Raw genomic sequence first — 22,345 nt, forward strand, 5'->3', positions numbered from 1 at the left:
GTCAATGCGTCATCGCAAGCTCCAGACCTGGGAACGGTGCCGTCATGAGCGCGACTGGGCGCGAGCAGATACGTGCTCGTGCTCGACGGCGCCGGCGTGTGCGGCCCCGACCGGGCAGGCGCGGCCAATCCCCCGGGGATGGTGTGGGTCTGCTGCGAACCTGGGCTCCGGCGGCCCCAGCCGGCATGGCTCACACGTCATGGCCCCAAACGCTCTAGGTGTCCTCGTGGAACTCGAAGCGTGCGGGCAGCCCGCCCGTCACCGGCACCACAGAGGAGGGGCGCAGCGCCTGGCGCCGCGCCCCTCCTTTGTCCGGCTCCTGTGGCGCTCCGCTAGAGGGTCTTGGTGCGTAGCCGCAGTGCGTTGCTGATGACGCTGACTGATGACAGCGCCATGGCTGCGGCCGCGATGATCGGGGACAGCAGGAGGCCGAACACCGGGTAGAGCACGCCGGCGGCCACCGGGATGCCGGCGATGTTGTAGGCGAAGGCGAACACGAGGTTCTGGCGGATATTGGACATCGTGGCCGCTGACAATGCACGGGCGTGCGCGATGCCGTTGAGGTCTCCGCGCAGCAGGGTCACGCCGGCGGACTCGACGGCCACGTCGGTACCGGTTCCCATGGCGAGACCGACGTCCGCGGCGGCCAGGGCCGGGGCGTCGTTGACGCCGTCGCCGGCGAAGGCGACGACCCGGCCCTCGGCGCGTAGCTGTTGCACGACCTCGCTCTTGCGGTCGGGCATCACTTCGGCTTCGACGCGGTCGATGCCGAGCAGGGCCGCCACGGCGTGGGCGGTGGTGGCGTTGTCCCCGGTGAGCATGACGACCTCGATGCCGTCGGCGCGCAGCCGCCGCAGCGCTTCGGCGGTCGTTGCCTTGACGGGGTCCGCGACGGCCAGCACCGCGGCCAGGTCGGCGTCGACGGCGACGAAGACGGCGGTCGCGCCCTGCCTGCGCAGGTCCTCGGCCTGGTCCTCGAGCCGGGACGGGTCGACGCGCTCGTCCCGCAGGAAGCGCGCGGTCCCGACCCGGACGCGGTGTCCGTCGACGGTCCCGGCGACGCCGCGTCCGGCGGGGGCATCGAAGTCCGTCACCGATGGCAGCGCCCCGAGCCTGTCCGTGGCTGCCGCGACGACGGCCCTGCCGAGCGGGTGCTCGGACGGCTGCTCGACCGCGCCGGCCAGTCGCAGCACCGTTTCCTCGTCGAACCTCACCCCGGCGGGCGACACCGAGCCGGCGCCGGTGCGGCCGGGGTCTGCGAGGCGGATGTCGGTGACGGTCGGCTTGCCCTCGGTCAGGGTGCCGGTCTTGTCGACGACGACGGTGTCGACCTTCTCCATCCGCTCGAGAGCTTCGGCGTTCTTGATGAGCACGCCGAGCCCGGCGCCACGGCCGACGCCGACCATGATGGACATCGGCGTGGCGAGACCGAGTGCGCACGGGCACGCGATGATCAGGACCGCGACGGCTGCGATGAGCGCGTGCGCGAGCCGCGGATCCGGCCCGATGAGCGCCCACACGGCGAACGCGACGACGGCCACGGCGATGACGACCGGGACGAAGACGGCCGAGACCTTATCGACGGTGCGCTGGATCGGTGCCCTGGACCGCTGGGCGTCGGCGACCATCTGGACGATCCTGGCCAGCATGGTGTCGCGGCCGACCTTCTCCGCGCGCACGAGCAGGGACCCGGACTGGTTGACCGTGCCGCCGATCACGGCGTCACCGGCCTGCTTGGTGACCGGCATCGACTCCCCGGTCACCATCGACTCGTCCAGGCTCGATCGGCCCTCGGTGACGACCGCATCGACGGGGACCTTCTCCCCGGGCCTGACCCGAAGGACGTCACCGACCTCGACCTCGTCGAGGGTCACGTCCTGCTCCCGCCCCTCCACGACGCGATGCGCGGTCGCGGGAGTGAGGTCCAGCAGGGCACGGATCGCACCGGAGGTGCGTTCCCGGGCGCGCAGTTCGAGGACCTGCCCGAGCAGGACCAGGGTGGTGATGACGGCGGCGGCCTCGAAGTAGACGTCCACGCCGCCGTCCATGTCGCGGAAGCTGGCCGGGAACAGTCCGGGGGCGAAGGTGGCGACGACGCTGAACAGCCAGGCGACCCCGGTGCCGAGCGCGATCAGGGTGAACATGTTCAGTGACCGGGTCCGCAGGCTGGCTGCGCCGCGGACGAAGAACGGCCAGCCGCCCCACAGCACGACCGGGGTGGCCAGGGCGAACTGCCAGATCACCGAGGCCCGCTCGCCGCCGACGGCTGCTCGGATCGCCGGCACGAAGTGACCGACCATCTCGAGCAGAACGACCGGTACTGACAGTGCGACGCCGACCCAGAACCGCCGGGTCATGTCCCGCAGCTCTTCGCTGGGGCCGGTGTCGGCGGTCACCGTGACGGGCTCGAGCGCCATCCCGCAGATCGGGCACGCCCCGGGCCCGGGTCGCCGGATCTCCGGGTGCATCGGGCACGTGTACTCGACGGTCTGCGCCCCGACATCCGCGTACGACCGGTCGCCGGAGGGAGCCGGTCCCGTCGAGTGTGCGCCGAGCCGATCGTGGCCGACATGGTGATCGCCAGTGCCGTGGTGCGCGTGGGCGGTGTGGTCCGGGTGCTCGGCGTCGGCCGCGGCGTCGGCGGCCCGGTAGCGGTCAGGGTCGGCGAGGAACCGCGTTCGGCAGGAGTCGGAGCAGAAGTAGTGCTGGCGGCCGTCGTGCTCCACCGGTTCGACGGCGGAGCCCGGGTCGATGCTCATGCCGCACACGGGGTCGGTCACGAGCGCAGCGGCAGGGATATCGCTGGTGTGTCCATGGTGAGCCATAGCTCGACGATACCCCCCTGGGGTATGACTGCAAGGGGGTGTGATGCTTCTTCACAAAACCTTGACCGGACGCTCCGGAGAGCATCGTGAGCGCTGTCCGGCGTCGAGCTTCGAGGCGTTCACAGCGCCTCCCCCGGCCCAGGATCCATGCGGACTTAGCGGACTGGCTGGGGCTCGCCTTCTTTTCGCGGGCCCATCGCGGCGGGGCTGCTGCCTCACCGCAAGGGCAACCACTGCTGCGCGAAGACTGGCACGCCTTGGTACGCATGGACCGGTCAGCGGTGGCACCGGCTGCACCGGCCGGCCGGCCCGTGGTGCGATCCGTGGCTAGGCGTCCGGTCGGGGTGATGGGTGCAGCCCTTGCCCTGGCCGTGGTCGTCGAGGTCCACGCGGAGGGAGACGCTGGTGATGCTGACCGCGCCGGCGGACGCGTCGGGCAGACCGAGACAGTGCAGGAGGTCCTCGGCGCGGTTCGTGCAGCAGTGATCGGTCGGCCGGGTGCTCCCGCAGCCACGGTCGCCGCAGCGGCACGGTCGATGCTTGTCGTCCGGGCAGCCGGTGCCGTTGCTGGGTGGTGTCAGCACGACGGGGTCGCGGTCGGGCTGGTGGACGACGACACCGGGGTCCGTGGTCACGGCCGGGTCCCAGTCGACGGGGACGTCGTAGGTGCCGTCGCCCCGGTCGCGGACGGGCCCGGTGACCTGGACACCGGCTGCGGGGCTGGTGGTGAAGAGGTCGCCGCGCCCGGGTCCGAGCGGGTTGCCGTAGACGTCGTGCGGGGTGATGACGAGGGTTCCCTCCGCGTGGCCGCCTGAGACGGTGACGTCGACGACGGTGACGTCGGTGCGTCCCGGGTCGATGCCCGGTTCGACGTGGACGGACCAGTGGGCCTCGCGGGTCGCGTCGCAGCCGCTGCCGTAGCGGGCGACGGCACGGAACTGGTACGTGCCCTCGGCCCGGGTCAGGTCGGTCAGGTGCTCGCTGAAGACGCCGTCCGGCTCCATGGCACCGTCGCCGTGCAGCCCGTCGTCGTGCAGGGGGATCTGCAGAGTGGTCGTGCCGATCGGCAGCACGCCGCCCGAGGACGCCACGATCGCCTGCAACGTGGCGTGGAAGGCGTCGAGCGAGTCGCCGCCGGCCCGCGGCGGTCGCAGCCCGGACTGGGTGGTGAGCTGGCCCAGCGCGGTGTCGGGCCGTGTCACGTGCACGGTGACCTCGGCGTCGGCGGGGAAGGTGCGGTTCGGGTAGTGCAGGGCCGCGGTGAGGTCGAGCGGGTCCCCGGTGTAGAGGCGCCGGGTCGGGGGCAGTGCGGTGAGCGTGGGGCCGCCGGCGCACAGGACGAGGTACTGGTAGCGGACGTCGCTGGGCGGTGGCGGGAACTCCCCGCCGACGGGGATCCGTTCGACGGTGAACTGCCAGTGGCCGTCCCGTTCGCCGTCGTGCGGGAGGTCGATGCGCCAGAACGCCCAGTTGCGTCCCCGGACCGGTCGGATGGCGCGTTCGGAGAGCGTCTTGCCGGCCGGGGTCTGGATCCGCGCGCGCAGCGGCGTGCTCTCGTCGTCCCAGGTCAGCACCAGCGTGATGCGCGCTTCGCCGCAGACGTCGAACCCGTGCGGCTCGGACGTCTTCTCGCTGCTGCGGAGCACCGCCTCGGGGTCGGTCAGGGCTCCGCTCTCGAAGATGTTGCCGAAGCTGAGGCCGAAGAACTTGCGCAGCGCCAGGCCGTCGGTGGCGCGGGTGAAGTGACCGCCGTGCGCGTGCGCGACCCGGGTGAGCAGCGCCGCGTCGAGGTCGGCGTCGGAGCCGAGTCCGATCACGTTGACGATCGTGTTCCCCAGGGACCCTTCGATGTCCTGGATCATCGGGGCGGTGTTCTGCAGGCCGTCGGTCAGCAGCAGGACGGCGCGCTGGTGGGTCCCGGCGGAGCTCAGGGCCAGCAGCGCGTTGCCGATCCCGGAGCCGATGCTCGTGGCTCCCCCGGGGGTGATGGCGCCGATGTGCCCGGTGATGAACGGGGCGGGCCCGACGAGGACGCCCTTCGCCGCCGCCGCGTCCTGCGGCGGGTCGACGAGGTCGGTGGTCGTGCTGAAGGTGACCAGGCCGACCCGGTCGCCCTGCCCGTCGCGGACCAGCTGCACGAACAGGGCAGCGGCGTCCTGCGCCTCGGCGAGCTTGCTGCGGCCGACGGGCGGGGCGGACGCCGCCATGCTCCCGGAGCGGTCGAACACGACCATGACGTCGATCGGCTGCGGGGGCGGGGGCGGGTTGTTGAGCCCCGCCTTGACGGCGGCGGCCGGCGCGTAGCTCACGCTGCAGCCGCTCCCGCTGCTCAGCGGGCCGCCGACCACGAAGCCGTTCGCGTCGAACAGGGACGACCCGGAGCTGCCTCCGGCGTAGTCGAAGCCGTTGACGGACCCGCCGGCGAAGGTGCCGGCCTGGGTCTTCTTCGCCGCGCCATTGGGGTGGTGCATCGTGAAGACCGTCTCGCCGGCCATCAGGCCCGTGCTGCGGATCCGCAGCGGTGCGGGCAACGCTCCCGGTGCGGCGTCGAGGCGGACGACGACCCAGTCCACCGCCACCGGCGGTTGCGCCACCCCGGTCGCGGCGACCCCGAAGGCGACCTCCTCGATGACCTTGAAGAAGCGGGTCACGTGCCCGGGCGGGCGGGTGCCGTCGCAGGCCGTCGCGTAGTCGAAGGTCACCGAGGCGCTGAGCAGGTCGGCGTGGTTCGCGTCGGTCAGGCAGTGCCGGGCGGTGAGGAACAGGTCGGCGCCGATCAAGGTGCCCGAGCAACTGCTCACGTGGTCGGAGTCGACCTCGACGATGATCCCGGTCGCCGCCGCGACCCGTTCGCGGACGACGTCCGTGATCGTCGGCAGCGGGCACGCGGCGTTGCGCCACGCGAACCCGGGCGTGCACTCGAGCCGGGTCTCGTACGTCGGCTCGACGTACGGGCTGGAGTGCAGGAACACGTCCGGGTTCGTCAGACTGCCGACCGAGGTTCCGGGGGTCTGCCCGGGCGGGACGTCGGGCTCACCGCTGCCGTACCTGCGCAGCACCGCGGTACCGGTCCCGCCGACGATCCGGATCTTCACAGGGAGGGTGGCGGTGTCCACCGGACGCGTCCAGAACGTGCTCCCGGAGTTCGCCGTGAACACGTCGGTGCCGTACCCGAGGTCGACCCGGAGCTGCGCGCCGGGGCTGAGGGAGACGGTGTCGAAGTTGAGGACCACGAACCGCACCGGGCCGTGCGGCCCGGCCCCCGGGGTCAGGTCGATCCCGGAGGTGTCGGTCACGGTGCGGCCGTCGGGGACGACGCGGCCGAGTCGATGCGTCATGTCAGGCTCCAGACCCTCGGGACAGGTGACGTCATGAGCACGACAGGGCGCGAGCAGATACGTGTTCATGATCGACGGCGCCGACGTTTGCGGCCCCGACGGCGCCGGTGCTGCCGCTCCCCCAGGATCATGTGGGTCTGCTGTGAACCTGTAGTAGCGGGACCTACGGCTCCGGTCGACCTCGGCGGTACGGCGCACTGTGGACGCAGCGGGCCGAAGGCGCGACGCCGACGGCCCGGTCGACGCAGCCTGCGGTGCATCCGCAGGCCGGCGTTCCGAGCGTGGAGGACATCATGATGAACGGCTACTACGGGATGGGCTCCGGCGGTGTGCTCATGTGGCTGACGTCGCTGCTGATCGTCGCTGCGCTGGTCTGGCTCGTCGTCCGCTTCGCGACGCCGAGCAGCACACGCGGGTCCGGTGGGCGCGAGCGCCCTGAGGACGTCCTCGACCGGCGCTTCGCCGCCGGGGAGATCGACGCCGACACCTACAAGGCACAGCGCGCAGCCCTCGTCGAGGCCCGCAAGAACCGCTGACACGACGAGTTGCGATTCAGAGCGCCGCGCGCCGCCCACGGGCGCGTGGCCTGCTCGCGAGGTCCGCCTCCGCAGTCTGATGCGCTGCCGCTCCAGAGGGCGCAGCCCTGGTGGTCGCCGCGCCGGTGGTCGCTGCGTCGTTCGCAGGGGTCGCGCCGTGGCTGATCGCGACGCCGATGGCGGTGGTGAGGGGGATGGCGAGGATGAGGCCGATGGATGCGACGAGGGTGCGGGCGATCTCCTCGGCGATGCCGCCGCTGGTGAGCAGCTGGGTGACCGGGGTGCCGTACAGGTCGACCAGGAGCAGTCCGGGCAGTGCCACGCCGGCGTACGCGAACGCGATGGTGTAGATCGTCGACGCCATGTGGTCGCGGCCGATCTGCATGGCGCTGGTGAACAGCTGTCGGGCATCGAGGTGTGCGGCGTAGCTGCGGAGCTCCCAGACGGCGGAGGCCTGGGTGATGGTGACGTCGTTGAGGATGCCGAGCCCGGCGAGGATCATCCCGCAGAGGATGACCGCTCGGATGTCCGCGCCGGTGGTGAGGCGGGACAGGGTGAAGTTCTCCTCGCTGACCAGCCCGTTGAGGTGCGCCGCAGAGGAGATCCACCACGCCAGTCCGGCGGTGACCCAGATCCCGGCGAGGGTGCCGAGCAGGGCGGTGGTGGTCTTGTTGGACAGGCCGTGGACCAGGTAGAGGATGACGCTCATGATGAGGCCCGCGCTGACGGCACCGACCAGGACGGGGTTCCTGCCGGCGAGCAGGGCCGGGAGCACGAACGTGACCACGGTGGCGTAGGCGATGAGCAGCCCGACCACCGCAAGAAGTCCGCGCCATCGACCGACCAGGGCGACGGTCAGCAGGAACAGGGCGGTGAGCAGGACCATCGGGGTGACGCGGGCGAAGTCGAGGTAGGCGTAGTCCGCGGGCTGGCCGGTCTCGCCGGGGAACCGGGTGAGCCGCAGCTCGTCGCCGACCCCGAACCCGGACCTGGTGATCTGGGTCGGGACACCGACCTCGACGACACGGGTGCGTCCGTCCTCGTCGATGCGCACGCTGGCTTTGAAGCAGGTCGTCGTGGCCGGGACGGTCCCGTCGGCCTGACGGTCGGTGGGGTCTCCGGCGCAGCTCTCCTGCCGGGTGCCGACCACGACGCCGGTGACGAACCCGATGCCGTCCTTGTAGGCGTTGGCCCGGTCCTTGAGGGGGCGGTCCTCCCCGTGCGGCCACAGCGCCGCCATCGCGCCTGCCTGCAGCAGGACGAGGAGCACGACGACCACCCACAGCCGCGGGTCCCGCCGGTCACCGGGCCCGGCCGGCCGGGCCGGCGGTGTCGCTGCGGCACGGCGGGGACGGGCCCACCGACCGGGGACGAACCCGTCCGGGGTGTCCCCCACGGCCACGCCCCGCTCGTCAGCTCCCCGACCGGCCGCGTCGCCGTCCTGTCCGGCTGGCGGGGGGAACAGGTGGCCATGACCGTGTCCGTGACTCATGCCGTCTCCTGCGTCATCGAATCGAACACCGGGGCTGGCCGCTACTGGTCAGGCGCTGGTCATCAGGACGGCTGCCTGAGCGTCTTGAGCGTCTCGAGCTGGTTGTTGACGTCGTTGAGGACCTGTTGTGCGTACTTCTTGGCGACGGGGTCTGCGCCGAGCTGGAGCTCCTTCTGCGCGATCGGCAGGGCCTTGCGCTGCTGGGTCACGAGTGTCGCCAGGAACGTCTTCTCGAACTCGGCCGCGGGGCTCGCGACGAGCGCCGCGAGCTGGGCCTTGTCCAGGACACCCGGGATGGAGTCGCCGAGGTCGGTGTGACCCTCGATGTGCGGGGGTGACTTGCCCCATCCGGTCATGAGGTCTGCGAGCTCGGCCATCTGGTTCTCGTGCAGGGTCTGCAGCTCACCGGCGTAGCTGAGGATGGCCGGGTTCTCGGCGTGCTCGGCGGACAGGCCGACCAGCTGGAGGGTGCGGTGGTGGTGGTCGATCATTGCTGCGGCGAAGGCGGCGTCCTGGGCGGCGGCCGCAGCCGGGTCTAGCGACGTGGCCGCAGCGGTAGCCGGCGAGGATCCGCCGGAGGCAGCGCCGCAGCCGGCCAGTGGCGTGCCGAGCAGCAGAAGCGCGGCGGCTCCCAGCGCGGCTGAAGTCCGCCGCAAGACGGTGTGGGCGGAGAGCAAGGTCAGGGCTCCTGGTCCGTGGGTTCGCTGACGTCGACAGCACACCGGCGCGCCGTCCGCGGCGGTGCGGCGCCCGCCGCGGACGACGCGCGGGACGATGTGCGCGGACGATGTCAGCCTGCCAGCAGGCCCTTCATCGTGTCGATCTCCTTGGCCTGACCGCTGACGATCGCCTCGGCGAGCGTCTTGACCTTCGGGTCGGCAGTCGTCGCGAGCACCTGGTTGGCCATCGTCAGCGCACCCTGGTGGTGGGCGATCATCAGCTGGAGCCACATCCGGTCGAACTCGGCGCCCTTGGCGGCTCCCAGCTTCTTCATGTCGTCGTCCGACATGGTCCCGGGCATGCCGCCCATGTCCATGCCGGAGTGGTCCATGCCCGCCATGTCCTCCTCGGCGCCCCACGTCTTGAGCCAGCCACGCATAGTCTGGATCTCCGGGTCCTGCGCGGCCTTGATCTGGGTGGCGAGGTCCTTCACCTGGGCACTGGAGGCGTTCTTCAGCGCCAGGTCGGCCATCTCGATCGCCTGCTCGTGGTGCGGGATCATGCTTTGCGCGAACTCGACGTCACCCTGCATGGATGCCGGGTCGGCCGCCGCCGACGAGGACGGCGCGGCCGCTGCCGCGCTGCTACTGCTCATGCCACTCATCCCGCTCATGTTCCCGCCGCACGCGGCGAGAGTGGCGGACAGGGCAAGGCCGGACACGACGACAAGCGCGCGTCGGAGGTTCGGTCGGACGGTCACTAGACGGTTCTCCTCGGGTCAGCAGTGGCGCATGTGCCACTCGGGTGGACGACGTCCCGCACGCTGTGGCGGGACGCACTGGCGGAAGGGCTTACAAGGTCCGGTCAGGTCGTGTAGTCGAGCCGGGTCATCATCCCGGCGACAGCGTGGTAGGTGTTGTGGCAGTGGACCATCCATCGCCCAGGGTTGTCCGCGATCAGGTCAACGTCGATCCCACCCATCGCCGGGACCAGGACGGTGTCCTTGCGTGGGCCGGTGCCACCGGCGGTACCGAGCTGGAAGGTGTGGCCGTGCACATGCATGGGGTGGGGCATCATCGAGCGGTTGCGGATGCGTAGCCGCCCCGCCTGCCCCTGTCGGATCTTCAACGGCTCGGAATCCTCGTATGCGGCGCCGTTGACTGTCCACGCGTACGGGGACATCGTGCCCGCGAGTACGAGGTCTTGGCTGGTGTCCGGAGAGCGTTTTGCCAGTGCCGCCCCGGCGGCCACCGTGAGCATGTCGGCGGTGAGTGGGACGCTGTCGAGCTCTCCGGGCCTGGCGCTCAAAGCTGGGGGCTGCCCCGAACCTGATCGGACCAGGGCCCTGGCCAGACCCTCCTTGCCCGACGGGGACGCGACCAACGGGAAGACCCCGTCGGCGAGGGTGACGACGGCGTCGTAGCGTTCGCCCATCCCGATCCGTAGGCTTGCAGCCCGCGTAGGCTTCACCGGGTACCCGTCGGTGTGAGTGACGACGAGATCGTGCCCACCGAGGGCGACGGTGAAGATCGTGTCGGACGCCGCGTTGATGATCCTGAGGCGGACCCGTTGACCGGGCTTGGCCGTCAGGACGTCCGGGTCGTCCGGGACGCGGCCGTTGACGAGATAGAACGGGTAGGCGACGTCACCCTCGCTCATCCCCATTCCTGACATGCCCATCCCCGACATGTCACCCCCGTTCGACCCGGAGCTCATGCCGGACATGCCGCCCATCCCGCCGCTGTCGGCGCCGCCGGTGGCACCGGATTTGAGGTCGGCGTAGATCTGGTCGGGGGTCTTGCCGACGCCGTCAGTCCAGTCGTCGAGGACGACGACCCATTCGGTGTCGTAGTCGCCGGGCTCGGCGGGGTCGTCGACGATGAACGGCGCGTAGAGGCCTCGGTCGAGCTGCAGGCCGGTGTGCGGGTGGAACCAGTGGGTGCCGGGATCGGGGACGACGAAGTCGTAGGCGAACGACCCTCCGGCCGCGACCTCGGGGGTGGTGACACCGGGGACGCCGTCCATGTCGTTGCGGATGGCCAGCCCGTGCCAGTGCACGCTCGTCGCCTCGGGCAGCTCGTTGCGGAAGGTGACCCTGACCCGGTCACCGGCCCTGGCCCGCAGGGCCGCGCCGGGCAGCGTGTCCCCGTAGGCCCAGGTGGAGACCGTCCGACCTCCCAGGTCGACCTCGATGGGACTGGCGACCAAGGACAACGCCCGGATCTTCCCGGTCGTCGTCCGGTCGGCCTCGGCCGCGCGGATCGCGGACTCTAGCGATTTGGGTGCGCCGGCTGTGCCGGGTGTACCCGTCCTGGAGCCACTGCTGCAGGCTGTCAGGCCTGCAGCAGCACCCACGCCGAGAATCCCGAAGAGGACTTGTCGCCGATCGGGGGCGTACGGCGTCACGGGGGTGGTCCTCCTCAGTATTTTGCCGCTGGAGCGGCCTCTCGGGGTGCTTGCCGACCTACACTCGGCGGCGTTACGGACTATCGGGCCCGTTGACCACGACCTACTGTGCCGTGGGGATATGAAGACGAGGCGGAACGCCGCGTCAAGGTTCGATGAAGATGGCCGGACGCCGCGTTCGGGACGTTGTCGGTGCCCGGCGTCATGTCGGGGTCAGTGTCATGCGAGGTGACTGCGGATCTGGCCGAGCAGGTCGCTCGGTGCGAGCCACATCGAGGGGTATTCGCCGGACCAGCGCTGGACGCCGGCGGCGTCGATGAGGAAGAAGCTGTGGCCGGGAAGGCCCGCGTGCATGCCCTTGCCGAGGGTCCCGTACGCCTTGGACACGGTTCCGTCGTCCAGCAGGAACGGCGTGGTGGCGCCGTAGGTGGCCATGTCCGCGGTGATCTGCTCACGGGTGTTCATGACGATCGGGAGGACGGTGACGCCTGCGGCGTCGAAGGCGGCCTTCTCCTTCTCGATGCCGGTCATCTGCTGCAGGCACGAGCCGCAACCGGCGCCCTCGCTGAAGTAGAGGACGACCGGCCGGCCGCGGAAGTCGCCCAGGTGCACCTGACGCCCGGTGGTGTCGGTCAGGGTGAAGTCCGGCGCGGTCCGGGTGCTCGTCGTCGACGTCGGGCGAGAGGTCAGCATCATCGCCGTGACCACAGCGGCGAGCACGGCCAGGACGGCCAGGCCCGCTGCGGCCCTGAGCAGGCGTGTGCGTCGCTGCCCACGGCGGTCGGCCTTCTTGGCATGCGCGAGCACCGCCTGGCGGTGCTCCTCGTTGCGCTTGGTCGCCGATCCGCTGGTCATGACAGGGGTCCTTCCGTGCCGATGTTCGCCACCGTGCTGGTGTGCTGGTCAGTGCCGGTGTCGTGGGCGCACCCGGCGTGCACGTCGGGCGTGTCCGAGGTGTTGCCGCCGGTCACGGTGCGGGGTCGCAGAGTGGCGACCACGAAGCCGGCGGCGATGAGCAGGACGAACAGGCCGAGCACGGGTTCGGGGACGCCGGCGGTCCACTGCTCGATGCCGGCGAAGACCCGGGTGAGGAGGCGTCCGACCGCGACCTGGACGCCTGGCCCGCTGGTCATGCGGCCGCTGTTCGCGAGGTAGATGACGAAGCCACCCATGACGGCGAAGGCCGCGGCGACGGCGGCGTTGACGGTGTTGGTGCGCAGGGTCCGGCCGGCGACGGTGATGCGTAGTGGCCGTGCTCGCATCCAGCGCTTCGAGCCGAGGTCGTAGCGGTCCCAGGCCAGCGCCATCACGAACAGCGGGAACGTCATCCCGAACACGTATGCCAGGCCGAGGACGACACCGCCGACCGCGGACCCGGACAGCGCGGACAGCGTCATCACGCCGGCCAGGACGGGGGCGCAGCAGGACGACGCGATGCCGGAGAACACACCGAGGGCGAAGAAGCTGCCGCTGTCGCCGGCGGTGGTGTCCGGGGCGCGCAGGAACGACGGCAGGCTCCACATCCGTCCGGACAGCGAGTATCCGGCGAGCAGCAGCATCAGGACGCCGCCGGTGTAGTACAGCGGTGCGTGGTAGTTGGCGATGGTGGCGGCCACCAGGCTCATCCCGAGCGTGATCGGCACCAGGACGAGCGCGAGGCCGGCAGCGAACACGAAGGTGAGCGGCAGCAGCCGCCAGCGGCGGTTCTTCACCGCCACGGCCAGGTACGACGGGGCGAGGAAGACGATGCAGCACGGCGCGAACAGCGCCACGCCGCCGGCGAAGAAGGCCGCGAGGATGCTGCCCGTGGTCAGGAGCGTGCTGCCCATCACCGCGCTCCTGCGGCCGGACTCGCAACGGTCCCCAGCAGACGGCGCAGCTTGCCGCGTGGCAGCCGGCCGGCACTGAAGAACGCCTCGTCGACCAGGACGAGCGGGAACATCGGAGCGTGGTGCTCCGCGACCAGGGCTGCGCCGCGGGGGTCACCGACATCGAGCAGCCGCACGTCGAGCGCGAACTCGCGGGCCAGGTCGCCCAGCGCCTCTTCGGCGTCGTCGCAGAAATGACAGCCCGGGGCATGGACGACGGTCACCCGTCGGGGCGGCAGTGTTCGGGGTTCGGCCATCGGGGCCTCCATGACGTCCAGTGCGCGTCAGCGCCTTCTGACCCTCACCTTCGACCCGCGCTGTGATGGTTCCCCCGACGGCGCGGTCAAGATCTGGTGAAGCCGTCTCGACGCCCGTCCCGGCAGGCCAATGGACACTGCTTCCGGATTCTGAGGGACGGACCGCCTGGCTTGGTGCCCGCTCAGCTCGAGGAGCGCTGGCTCAGCTCGGACAAGGCTGCGTGCAGCCGCTTCTCCGCATCCCTCGCGGTGAGTGCCACCTCACGTCCAGCGCCGAGCTGGGACATGATGCTCGGGTCGACGGCCTGCACCGTGGTGAGAGTCGCGCCGGGCCCCCGGCGTACCACCACGTTGCACGGCAGCAACAAGCCGACGACCGGCTCGGCGCGTAGAGCGGACTGGGCCAGGCCAGGGTTGCACGCGCCCAGGATCCGGTAGTCGCCCAACTCGTCCGCGGCGGGTTGGCCGAGCTTGGTCGCGAAGATGCTGTGCATGTCGAGATCCGAGATCACGCCGAAGCCGGTGGACTGCAGCGCGGCGACGGTCCGGTTCAGCGTCTCCTCGAAGGGGAGATCCACGGTCACCGTGATGTCGTAGGTCATGGTCCTGTCCGTTCTTCCGGGGTGCGTTAGCGGGTCGAGAGGCTTGGTGCCAGTACGTGCAGGTGGGCAGGCCCGCGGCCGCGGGGCAGTCGCTGCTGAGGCTCGGCGACGGAAGGGGTGTGATGGTCCCTTGCGTGGACAGGTCGGTGGCAGCTACATCGCTCGCGGGGCTCCGCCGATCGGGACAGGTCGGCGGGTGGGGCCGACAACTGACATCTCTAGGTCCTGGCCGAGAGCGACGATCCATGTCAGGACCTGACGTGTGGTCCTGAGGAGTCAGGGCCACACGTCAGGATCTGACGAGCCGACGAACTGCTTCGGCCGCGTCGTGGACCCGAACCCGTGCGCTGTCATCTCCGGCCCTGATCGCCTGCTCCACACAGAGTTGGAGGTGCTCCTCGAGGAGCGTCACGGCTACGGCTTCGAGCGCCCGCGTTGCGGCAGCGATCTGTGTCAGGACGTCGATGCAGCCTGCATCCTGGTTGACGAGGCGCTGGAGGCCACGGACCTGCCCCTCGACGCGACGCAGCCGCACAGTCACGTCGTCCTTGGCGGTCACGTATCCGGTCATTCCTGCCTCCCGTTGCGCAGAACTGTCTTCCGCACTAGTGCTACACGTTGGTGCGACCCGGCAAGTCCTCCAGTTGGAGGGCCGTCTCGCGCTGGCAGGTCCGGCCGTCGGTGCGACCCACAGCCGGCGACCGCCGGCGATGGAGGCCACCTCAGCTTCCTCACCGAAGCAGGCGGCCCGTGGTCGACGTGCTAGGTGTCGCGTGCGCCGTTGAGTCCGCGGTCACCCACGTCCGGTTCGGATGAGCTCGTCGCGGGCGCTGCGGTAGGTGTCCGTGTCGATCTCACCTGCTGCGAACCGTTCTGCGAGGGCTGCGGTCGGGCCGCCGTCCGGGGCCGAGGGGAACAGTCGTGAGACGCCCCAGACGACCACGGCGACGAAGCCTGCCCAGAGGCCGATCATCAACAGCCAACCTCCGATGCCCATCGTGGTGCAGGACCCGAGCATGATCCACCTCCAGGTCGCGTGGTGAGGTTCCGTGCTCACCGCTTCGATACCTCTACGGTCCGGCGTGCGCATGGAGGATCCGGCGCGGCCACGACGAAGATTCGATGAAGCCTGGGCGGTTGGCGGCCGGAGCGGCCGATACATCTGCAACGGTGCCCGGACCGGGCGGCGTTGCTCACGACCGTGCTCTTCCCGGCCGAACGTTCCCGGCCGAATGTTCACGGCCGAAGGCTCACGGCTCAGGGGGCGATCGCCAGGCGGTCGGTCACCGTGTTGTTCACTGGTTGCGATGAAGGAGGGGAACGTGCGCCGATTCCGCATGTCGATCACTGCCGCGGGTGTGTGCCTGGTGGCCGTGACGCTGGTGGCAGCGTGCAGCGGCATGTCAACCGGGGAGAACGACGCGCCGGGGGCGGGCGACGTCCCCGGCGCGGCGTCGGCCGGTGCGACGGCCCTGTCCGAGGTGGAGCACGTCCACGCGCTGGCCAGCGCGGAGGGCGGCATCCTCGTAGGGACCCATCGCGGGCTGCTGCGCATCGGCCCCGACGGCAGGCCGGTGAAGATCAGCGATCAACCCTTCGACGTGATGGCGCTGTCCGCGGCCCGAGGGGCCCTGCTCGCCAGCGGACACCCCGCCCAGGGGACCGACTTCCCGGACCCGCTCGGGCTGGGCCGCTCCGAAGACGGCGGCCGCACCTGGGCCGCGGTCTCCCAGACCGGCTCGGTGGACTTCCACAAGCTGCAGGCAGCCGATGACAAGGTCTGGGGGCTGGCGGCCGACGGGGCACTGTGGCGGTCGGTGGACGCAGGACGCACCTGGCAGGTCTCCCGGGGTGCCGCCCCGCTGGAAGACCTCGCCGTCGACCCGGACGACGGCAAGCGTCTCGTGGCGCTGAGGCAGTCGTCGGTCGTGATGAGCCGCGACGGCGGCGCCACCTTCACTGCATGGACCGACGCCCCACCCCTGGCCCTCGTCGCGTGGACCACCGAGGGCGTCTACGGAGTCACGCCCACCGGTGAGGCCCTAGCGGCCGCCAGCCTCGGTGGGCCCTGGCAGCGGCGCGGGCGGGTCCCGCAGGACACCCAGTCGATCGCCCCCGCGGGCACCGAGCTGATCGTGGCGACGGCACAGTCCATCGACTCCTCCAGCGACGGCGGCCGAACGTTCGTCCGCGTGGTGCTCTGGCGGTGAACTTGGCGCGCTGGCGGTGAAACCTGCGCTCCGGCAGTGGGCGCGCCCGGCCCGCACCCTGCGCCACTTCTGACTGTGAGGAGCCGTCGCGCGGCCACGTCCACACGGCAACCCAGGAGCTCGTCGTACCAGCCGGCGGAACGCCCGCCTGTGATTCAGCGCTCGAATCCCGGAGCGGAGTCACGGTCCGCCCCATCGCGTTCGCCGTCGCCACTGTGGCCATCGCCACCGTGGCCGCAGCGCCGATGAGTGCTGGCGGGATCGTGGGCAGATCGGCGTCCGGTCGTACGCAGGTCCCGCAGCTCGGCCGGTCCTCGGGCCAGCCAGACCGCCAGGCAGATGGCGATCACCGCGCCAGGGACGAGCAAGAGCAGCGCCGTCCGGCCGTCGATGCGTCCCAGTACGTCGGAAGCCGAGGGCCAAGACGCCAAGGTGGCGACGGCTAGCGCCTGGCCTCTCATCAGTCCCACCTCCAAGGCTCGGGCGTACCGATTCTGTCCAGCAGACCTGCCTAGACTACTATCCGGGGTAGGAGATCGGTCTGGTCGTGAACGCGGCGGGGTCGTTGAGCCGTGATCACCCCTGTCTGCGGAGGGCTGCTGGGACGTGACGTGGATGTCATTCCGTTCGTGCCGTACTGCAACCGTGGCGGTCGTGTCCGTCCTGGGCATCCTGCTCGGCGCCTGCGGTAGTTCCGGTGCAGCGGGCGGGTCCGACGGGCCCGTGACGATCGTGCCTCCGGCGGCCCGCGCGGAACCCGTCGACCTGTCGGGGAAGACTCTCGACTCCGCCTCGCTGGACATCGCTGAGTTCCGGGGCGACGTGGTGGTGCTGAACGTCTGGGGCTCGTGGTGCCCGCCCTGCCGTAAGGAAGCACCGGAGCTCGAGCGCGCGTATCGCAGCCTGCGTCCGCGCGGGGTGCAGTTCCTCGGGATCGATACCCGGGACAACGCCGCCGCGGCAAGCGCGTTCGTCGTCCGGTTCGGCATCACGTATCCCAGCCTGGTCGATGACGGCACCCTGCTGCTCGCCTTCAGGGGTGCGGTGCCGGCGGCCGCGGTGCCGACCACCCTTGTCCTGGACCGTGCGGGCCGAATCGCGGCACGCGTCGTCGGCGGCACCGACGCGACCACAGTCGAAGGGCTGGTCGGCGACGTGCTGTCGGGCGCGAGTGTGCCGGCCGCGAGCCGACCTGGTGCGCCCAGATCCGAGGGTGCACCGGCGTCGGAGGCGGCGTTGTGGGCGGTCCACAGCTCGCGGCGGCGAGCCACGTCCTCGTCTACTCCGCCATTCTCGTATACACCTTCGCCCTGGTCGCGTTCGCTGTAGACCTGGGCCGTGCACACCCGCGCGTGCCCGAGGTGTCGCTGATCCCGGCCGCGGCTGCGACCGAGGAGTCGTCGGAACCCGGTGCCCTCCGTGTCTCCCCGGTCTCCCCCTGTCGCGCCGCTGTCTCGTGTTCCCCTGGTCCGGGTCGGCATCCTCGGCTGGGGCCAGGCGTGCGGCCGGGGTGGCCCGCTCACTGACGCGGCTGGCGTTCCTGCTTCACGTAGCTGGTGTGGCGGCCAGGGGCGGCCGCCCCGGTGCAGGCCGCCGTGGGGAAACATGTACGAGTTCGCGGTCTCGGGTGCATCCGAGGCGACGGCGGCCGACCTTGCGACGTCGTGGCGCGGGGAGCGCGGCTACCTCTGAGCATTCGTCGTCGGTCCCGTCGTGCTGACCCTCGGGCTGGCGGTGACGGTGCTGTACACCGAGGCGGGGCAGCTCGAGCCTGCCCTGCAGAGCTGCTGGGCTGGCCATCCACGTCTTGGTGGCATTCGTCGCTTCGGCGCTGTTCACATTGGGCTTCTCGGCGAGCGCGCTCCAACCCGTCCAGGACGGGCGCGCGGCAGAGGCCGGCCGCGACGGAACGGGAGAATGCCCGCGCACGGCTTCATGCAGCACCTCCCGGATGCACGGGCGTTGGAGCAGACTGCCTACAAGTTCAACGCGGTGGCGTTCCCGTTGTGACGTTGGCGCTGATGACCGAGGCGAACTGGGCTGAGGCGGCGTGGGGACGCTACTGGGGTTGGGATCCCAAGGAGGTGTGGTCCTTCATCATCTGGGTGCTGCACGCGGCATGTCTGCATGCCAGAGCCACTCGCGGCTGCACCGGACGTAAGGCCGCCTATCTGAGCACGGCGGGGTATACCGCCGTCCTGTTCAACTTCGGCATCGTGAATGTCTTCGTCGTGGGCCCGCACTCCTACGCCGGGGGCAGCTGAGCCGGTACTGCCGACGCGGCGCGGGTGCCTGCCGCGTGCGGCAGCTGGCGACTCACGACGTACAGAGTGAGTGCCGCCAGGACGGCGACCCAGGCCGTTGCCGCGGCGAGGGCGGCGGCTTGGTCGAACCCAGTGGTCAGGGCGCCGTCGACGGCAACCCTGACACCCCCGTAACCGGGGAGGTACTCCGCCCACCGATCGGGCTGGGCGTGGAGCATCGGGCTCTGGCTGATCCCGATGTCCAGGAACGGGGCGAGGAAAGCCACGAAGACCCCTGCGACCCGGCCGAAGAGGGGCCCGATGAGTACGCCGATGAGTCCGTAGGTGACAGCGACGAGGCCGTTGCCGAGCGCGTACACCAACCAGCGGCCGGGGGTGAACTGTGCTCCGGTCACGGCGAGGGCAACCGCGGTCACGCCGAGCGCAGCCATGATGATGATGAGCAGCCGGGACGCGACGATGAGGAACCGTCCGCCGCCGGCAAGGGCGAGCCTGCGGTCTCCGGCGCGGTCGTCGAGCGCCAGGAAGAGGCCGACGAGTGCGGCGAGTGAGGCGACTGCGATGGGCGCCATCACCGCGCCGTGGATTTGTGCCGGGTCGTAACTGCGCAGCTCGGAACGGCCGTGCTCGAGGACGGCGACGAATGTGGTCCCGCTGGGGGTGACGGCTCGAGCCAGGGTGATGAAGACGACGGGGACGACGACGAGCAAGCCCCACAGGAGTGGAGTGCGCGCGAGACCCAGTAGCCCTGCGCGGAGGTCGGCCGCGAACCGTCCGGTGACAACCGTGCGTCGCAAGGTCGAGCCGTGCCGGACGGGCCCGACCATCCGCAGCAGCAGGACTGTGGCGACGGCCAGGGACAGCGCGGCCCATGTCGCCATCCCGACCAGGTTGCTCAGGGGGGTTGCGTGGTCGGTGGGGAGGTCGAGGGCCCACATGGTGGTCAGGTGCGTGGGCATCAGTCGCAGCGGCACCTGCTGGGCGGCGGACATCGACGGGCCGAAGAAGACATCGAGGATCCAGATAAACAGGATGAGGACGGTGCCGTTGATCGCTGTGGGGACGGTGGCCCCGACCGCCGTTCCGATACCGAGGTAGATCACGGCGAAGGCCGCCGTCCCCGCGACTGTACGGTCGGTGATGCCGGTCCCGGTGCGCAGGATCAGCGCGAGGACCGCGACCACGCTGACGCCGGTCGCGATGAGCAGGCCCGTGCCGATGCGGGCGGTGACGATCCGCCAGGGCGGGTAGCCGGATTGGGCAAGCCGGACATCGGTGCTGCGGGCGATGGACACCTGGAAGTACATCGCGATGGCGATGAGGAATCCGGCCGCCCATCCAGGAGTGATTGCTTCGACCGCGGTCGAGGAGCCGGCGCCGCCGAGAATCGCTGATGCATCGGCCAGGGCCGGGGCTGCGACGACGACGAAGACGGCCGGGACGAGCACGAGCACGAGCAGGTTGACACCGTTGCGGAGGTAGTCGGCAGTGAACCGCCGGACGAGCAGCAGGTCGCTCATGTCACACCGCCCGGCCCTCGCGGAGCGCGATGATGCGGTCGAATCGCTCGGCGTCCGCGGCGAAGTGGCTGATGATCAGAATGCTTTGGCCGTGCTCCCGACGTTGGGCGACAAGGGTCCAGAACTTCTGGTACGTGTCCCAGTCGAAGCCGGCGTAGGGCTCGTCCAGGAGCAGGACCGCAGGGTCTGCGAGCAGGGCCAGGGCGAGGTTGAGCTTGGAGGCCGTGCCGCCGGACAGGCGCTCCGCCCGGGTCCGTGCGTACCGTTCGAAACCAAGCGCGGCGTAGAGGGACTTCTGTGTGTCGATCCGGACGCTCGTGCTGAGTCGATGTGCCTTCCCGAAGAGTTCGAAGTGCTCGTCACAGTTGAGCCGGGGGTAGAGGACGGGCTCCTGCGGGCAGAAGCCGACCAGTCCCGTGGTCTCGACCCGGCCGGCGTCTGCGTTCAGCAGGCCCACGAGGATCTTCAGCAGCGTCGTCTTGCCGGAACCGTTCTCGCCCACCAGACCCACCACCTCGCCGGGACGCAGGACGAGGTCGACGCCGCGAAGCACCGGTTGCCTGCGCCGGGTCAGACCCGTGCGGTAGGCCTTCTCCAGCCCGACCGCTCGAAGCACTGCAGGGACCGGCCCCGAGGCGGTGGTGCGCCCTGCCGACGGAGCTGTGTCACGAGTTGTCTCTGGAATCGCTGTCATCGCTCTGCTCCTTGCCAGACTGTGGACGCCGTGTGCACGAGCGCCGCGGAGTGGTCAGCAGCCTCGGCGCCGCCGCTGGTCCGGCAGGTGGGTCGAGTCGTGCGAGGCGGGCCACGACGGTGCACCGCCGCTCGACGATGCGCCGTTGCTGGGAGGCGTTCCCCAGACCGGAGCCTGCTCGCCATGGGGACGGTCCACCCCCGGAACTCGGTGCTCGGACGGGTACACCGCCGTAGGCTCCTGGCCGGCGCGGGTCGGGCGCGGTTCGGGGTGGGTGTGCTCGTCCCCCGCACGCCCGCCCCGTGCGCCGCCGCACCNGTCTGCCCGCCGTGGCCGCCGTGGCCGCCGTGGCCGAGGTGCATCCAGGCCATGGCGCCGAAGAGCAGGATCAGGAACCAGTTTCGGATCAGGAAGTCGAGCACGGTAGTTCCTCTCGGGATCGGGGGCGATGTCTGCCGGGTCGTTCCGCCTTCGACTCTGCCCGGTGCGTGCGACCTCAGGATCCGCAGATCGAGGTGCGTCTCCGGTGGTTTCCTGACGGCGCCTGACAGGTCCGTTGCGGCGGACTACGCAGACCCTCTGCGGGCGAGGGCTGGTTCAGAGACATGCTCGACCCGGGCTGCGGTCAGGTGGCGGCCGCCGCGTCCGGCGCGCCAGAGCACGACGGCGGCGACCAGGCCGACCAGCGACCAGAGCTGGGGCTGGGTGAGCCCGGCGACGACGGGGTCGTTGGTGCGCAGGAGCTCCACGAGGAACCGGGCGGTCCCGCTGAGGACCAGGTAGAGCGCGGCGACCCGGAGGGCGCTCGTCCGGCGGGAGGCGAGTGCCAGTACGGCGGCGATGCCGAGGGCGGCGAGCGCCTCGTAGACCGGTGTGGGGTGCACCGGCACGTCGGTCGCGACGACCCCATGGGGGAAGCTGACCCCCCAGGGCAGCTGCGTAGGCCGGCCGTACGTGCCGTCGCCAGCGAGGAAGCACCCGATGCGGCCGATCGAGTAGGCGACGCTGAGCGGTACGGCGGCTACGCCGGCGACGAGGTCGAGGGGCAGCCGGTGTCGGCGCGCGAAGACCACTGCGGAGGCGACGCCGGCCAGGAGGCCGCCGTACCAGGTGAAGCCCATGCCGCCCAGGTCGTGCATCGTCACGTCGGGCCACTGCTCGAGCAGGTAGTAGACCTTGGCCCCTGCGAAGCCCCAGATCGTCCCCCACATCACCAGGCCGTAGGCGTCGTCCCGGGGGAGGCCGAGACGGCCGAACGACCGTGCGAGCAGGAGCGCCGCGACGAGTGCCGCGAGGGCCTTGCTCACCCCGTACGTCTGCACGTCCAGTCCGAGAATGCTGAACAGCACCGGTCGCATGGCAGGTTCCTCCGGGTCTCTGGCTCGTGGATCCGTTGCCTTGTGGATCCCGTTGGCTCGTGGATCCGTCGCGTCGGTGGATCCGTCTGCCAGTCTTGCCACGCCCTGTGAAGGTCGGTGCCCCGTGCTCGTGAAGATTGGCTCAAGCCCGTTGATGCGCCCGCCAGCCTGACGCTCGCGCACGACGCCCGGCGGTTCGACGTCTCGCCCGCGTGGCACGCCTGGGTCGGCACCGCGGCGGCGCTCGCTATGCGCCCGCCGGACGCGGCGCGAGGGCCGGGCCCACCGTTGCGGTGGACCCGGCCCTCGCCTTTC

The 22,345-nt window shown here is 70.6% G+C and carries 19 protein-coding genes; 4 read left to right on the plus strand and 15 right to left on the minus strand.

Features of this window, described 5'->3' with window-relative positions; translation table 11 throughout:
• Positions 1 to 332: 332 nt before the first annotated feature.
• Together ECOMGDLI_RS01900 and ECOMGDLI_RS01905 are read right to left on the minus strand one after the other, a co-directional pair.
• Positions 333 to 2,825 (minus strand): heavy metal translocating P-type ATPase, encoded by a 2,493-nt coding sequence (locus ECOMGDLI_RS01900; RefSeq protein WP_088313069.1) that lies wholly within the window; start codon positions 2,823 to 2,825, stop codon positions 333 to 335.
• Between the two features lie 275 nt (positions 2,826 to 3,100).
• Positions 3,101 to 6,163 carry a trypsin-like peptidase domain-containing protein gene (locus tag ECOMGDLI_RS01905; protein ID WP_158220851.1) on the minus strand — a complete coding sequence of 1,021 codons (3,063 nt, stop codon included), beginning with the start codon at positions 6,161 to 6,163 and terminating at the stop codon, positions 3,101 to 3,103.
• A 254-nt stretch (positions 6,164 to 6,417) separates the two neighbouring features.
• On the opposite strand from ECOMGDLI_RS01905, the gene ECOMGDLI_RS01910 reads away from it, so the two are divergent.
• Positions 6,418 to 6,699 carry an SHOCT domain-containing protein gene (locus tag ECOMGDLI_RS01910; protein WP_158220852.1) on the plus strand — a complete coding sequence of 94 codons (282 nt, stop codon included), beginning with the start codon at positions 6,418 to 6,420 and terminating at the stop codon, positions 6,697 to 6,699.
• Positions 6,700 to 6,715: 16 nt separating this feature from the next.
• Here the strand turns inward: ECOMGDLI_RS01910 and ECOMGDLI_RS01915 are convergent, their stop codons facing one another.
• From ECOMGDLI_RS01915 to ECOMGDLI_RS01960, 10 genes are all read right to left on the minus strand, one after another.
• Positions 6,716 to 8,101 carry a YibE/F family protein gene (locus tag ECOMGDLI_RS01915; protein WP_143447443.1) on the minus strand — a complete coding sequence of 462 codons (1,386 nt, stop codon included), beginning with the start codon at positions 8,099 to 8,101 and terminating at the stop codon, positions 6,716 to 6,718.
• Between the two features lie 152 nt (positions 8,102 to 8,253).
• The gene (locus ECOMGDLI_RS01920) at positions 8,254 to 8,913 is read right to left on the minus strand and encodes a DUF305 domain-containing protein (RefSeq protein ID WP_255395967.1); all 660 of its coding nucleotides are present in this window, start codon (positions 8,911 to 8,913) and stop codon (positions 8,254 to 8,256) included.
• Between the two features lie 68 nt (positions 8,914 to 8,981).
• Positions 8,982 to 9,611, minus strand: a complete 630-nt coding sequence (locus ECOMGDLI_RS01925) for a DUF305 domain-containing protein (RefSeq protein ID WP_198954445.1) — start codon at positions 9,609 to 9,611, stop codon at positions 8,982 to 8,984.
• Positions 9,612 to 9,715: 104 nt separating this feature from the next.
• Positions 9,716 to 11,257, minus strand: a complete 1,542-nt coding sequence (locus ECOMGDLI_RS01930; RefSeq protein ID WP_088313079.1) for a multicopper oxidase family protein — start codon at positions 11,255 to 11,257, stop codon at positions 9,716 to 9,718.
• 219 nt (positions 11,258 to 11,476) lie between these two features.
• Complete coding sequence (locus ECOMGDLI_RS01935) at positions 11,477 to 12,112, minus strand: peroxiredoxin (RefSeq protein ID WP_088313081.1); 636 nt, start codon at positions 12,110 to 12,112, stop codon at positions 11,477 to 11,479.
• On the minus strand, positions 12,109 to 13,086 hold the full coding sequence (locus ECOMGDLI_RS01940; RefSeq protein ID WP_088313083.1) for a cytochrome c biogenesis CcdA family protein: 978 nt from the start codon (positions 13,084 to 13,086) through the stop codon (positions 12,109 to 12,111). Before ECOMGDLI_RS01940 ends, ECOMGDLI_RS01935 begins: the two co-directional genes overlap by 4 nt.
• Positions 13,086 to 13,382 carry a glutaredoxin gene (locus ECOMGDLI_RS01945; RefSeq protein WP_088313120.1) on the minus strand — a complete coding sequence of 99 codons (297 nt, stop codon included), beginning with the start codon at positions 13,380 to 13,382 and terminating at the stop codon, positions 13,086 to 13,088. Before ECOMGDLI_RS01945 ends, ECOMGDLI_RS01940 begins: the two co-directional genes overlap by 1 nt.
• 182 nt (positions 13,383 to 13,564) lie before the next feature.
• Positions 13,565 to 13,984, minus strand: coding sequence for a DUF302 domain-containing protein (locus ECOMGDLI_RS01950; RefSeq protein ID WP_088313085.1), 420 nt, complete (start codon positions 13,982 to 13,984; stop codon positions 13,565 to 13,567).
• 289 nt (positions 13,985 to 14,273) lie between these two features.
• Positions 14,274 to 14,555: a metal-sensitive transcriptional regulator gene (locus ECOMGDLI_RS01955; protein WP_088313087.1), complete on the minus strand. Its 282-nt coding sequence runs from the start codon at positions 14,553 to 14,555 to the stop codon at positions 14,274 to 14,276.
• A 222-nt stretch (positions 14,556 to 14,777) separates the two neighbouring features.
• The gene (locus ECOMGDLI_RS01960) at positions 14,778 to 14,957 is read right to left on the minus strand and encodes a hypothetical protein (RefSeq protein WP_088313089.1); all 180 of its coding nucleotides are present in this window, start codon (positions 14,955 to 14,957) and stop codon (positions 14,778 to 14,780) included.
• Between the two features lie 334 nt (positions 14,958 to 15,291).
• Here ECOMGDLI_RS01960 and ECOMGDLI_RS01965 point away from each other — a divergent pair, with 334 nt between their 5' ends.
• The 3 genes from ECOMGDLI_RS01965 to ccsA all read left to right on the plus strand — a co-directional run bounded on the left by ECOMGDLI_RS01965 (position 15,292) and on the right by ccsA (position 18,458).
• Positions 15,292 to 16,194 (plus strand): hypothetical protein, encoded by a 903-nt coding sequence (locus ECOMGDLI_RS01965; protein WP_088313091.1) that lies wholly within the window; start codon positions 15,292 to 15,294, stop codon positions 16,192 to 16,194.
• 645 nt (positions 16,195 to 16,839) lie between these two features.
• Positions 16,840 to 17,523 (plus strand): TlpA disulfide reductase family protein, encoded by a 684-nt coding sequence (locus ECOMGDLI_RS01970; protein WP_233153263.1) that lies wholly within the window; start codon positions 16,840 to 16,842, stop codon positions 17,521 to 17,523.
• Between the two features lie 335 nt (positions 17,524 to 17,858).
• A complete protein-coding gene (ccsA, locus tag ECOMGDLI_RS36245) occupies positions 17,859 to 18,458 on the plus strand; it encodes a cytochrome c biogenesis protein CcsA (protein WP_255395968.1) in 600 nt (199 codons plus the stop codon).
• Here ccsA and ECOMGDLI_RS01980 read toward each other — a convergent pair.
• The 3 genes from ECOMGDLI_RS01980 to ECOMGDLI_RS01990 form a co-directional block, all read right to left on the minus strand.
• A complete protein-coding gene (locus ECOMGDLI_RS01980; RefSeq protein WP_198954447.1) occupies positions 18,440 to 19,912 on the minus strand; it encodes a hypothetical protein in 1,473 nt (490 codons plus the stop codon). The genes ccsA and ECOMGDLI_RS01980 overlap by 19 nt on opposite strands.
• A gap of 67 nt (positions 19,913 to 19,979) precedes the next feature.
• Entirely contained in the window at positions 19,980 to 20,672 is a 693-nt protein-coding gene (locus ECOMGDLI_RS01985; protein WP_088313097.1) for an ABC transporter ATP-binding protein, read from the minus strand.
• 566 nt (positions 20,673 to 21,238) lie between these two features.
• Positions 21,239 to 22,030, minus strand: coding sequence for a prolipoprotein diacylglyceryl transferase (locus ECOMGDLI_RS01990; protein WP_088313099.1), 792 nt, complete (start codon positions 22,028 to 22,030; stop codon positions 21,239 to 21,241).
• Positions 22,031 to 22,345 lie beyond the last annotated feature (315 nt).

Source organism: Kineosporia sp. R_H_3 (genome assembly GCF_002198675.1).
In the GTDB taxonomy this organism is placed as follows: domain Bacteria; phylum Actinomycetota; class Actinomycetes; order Actinomycetales; family Kineosporiaceae; genus R-H-3.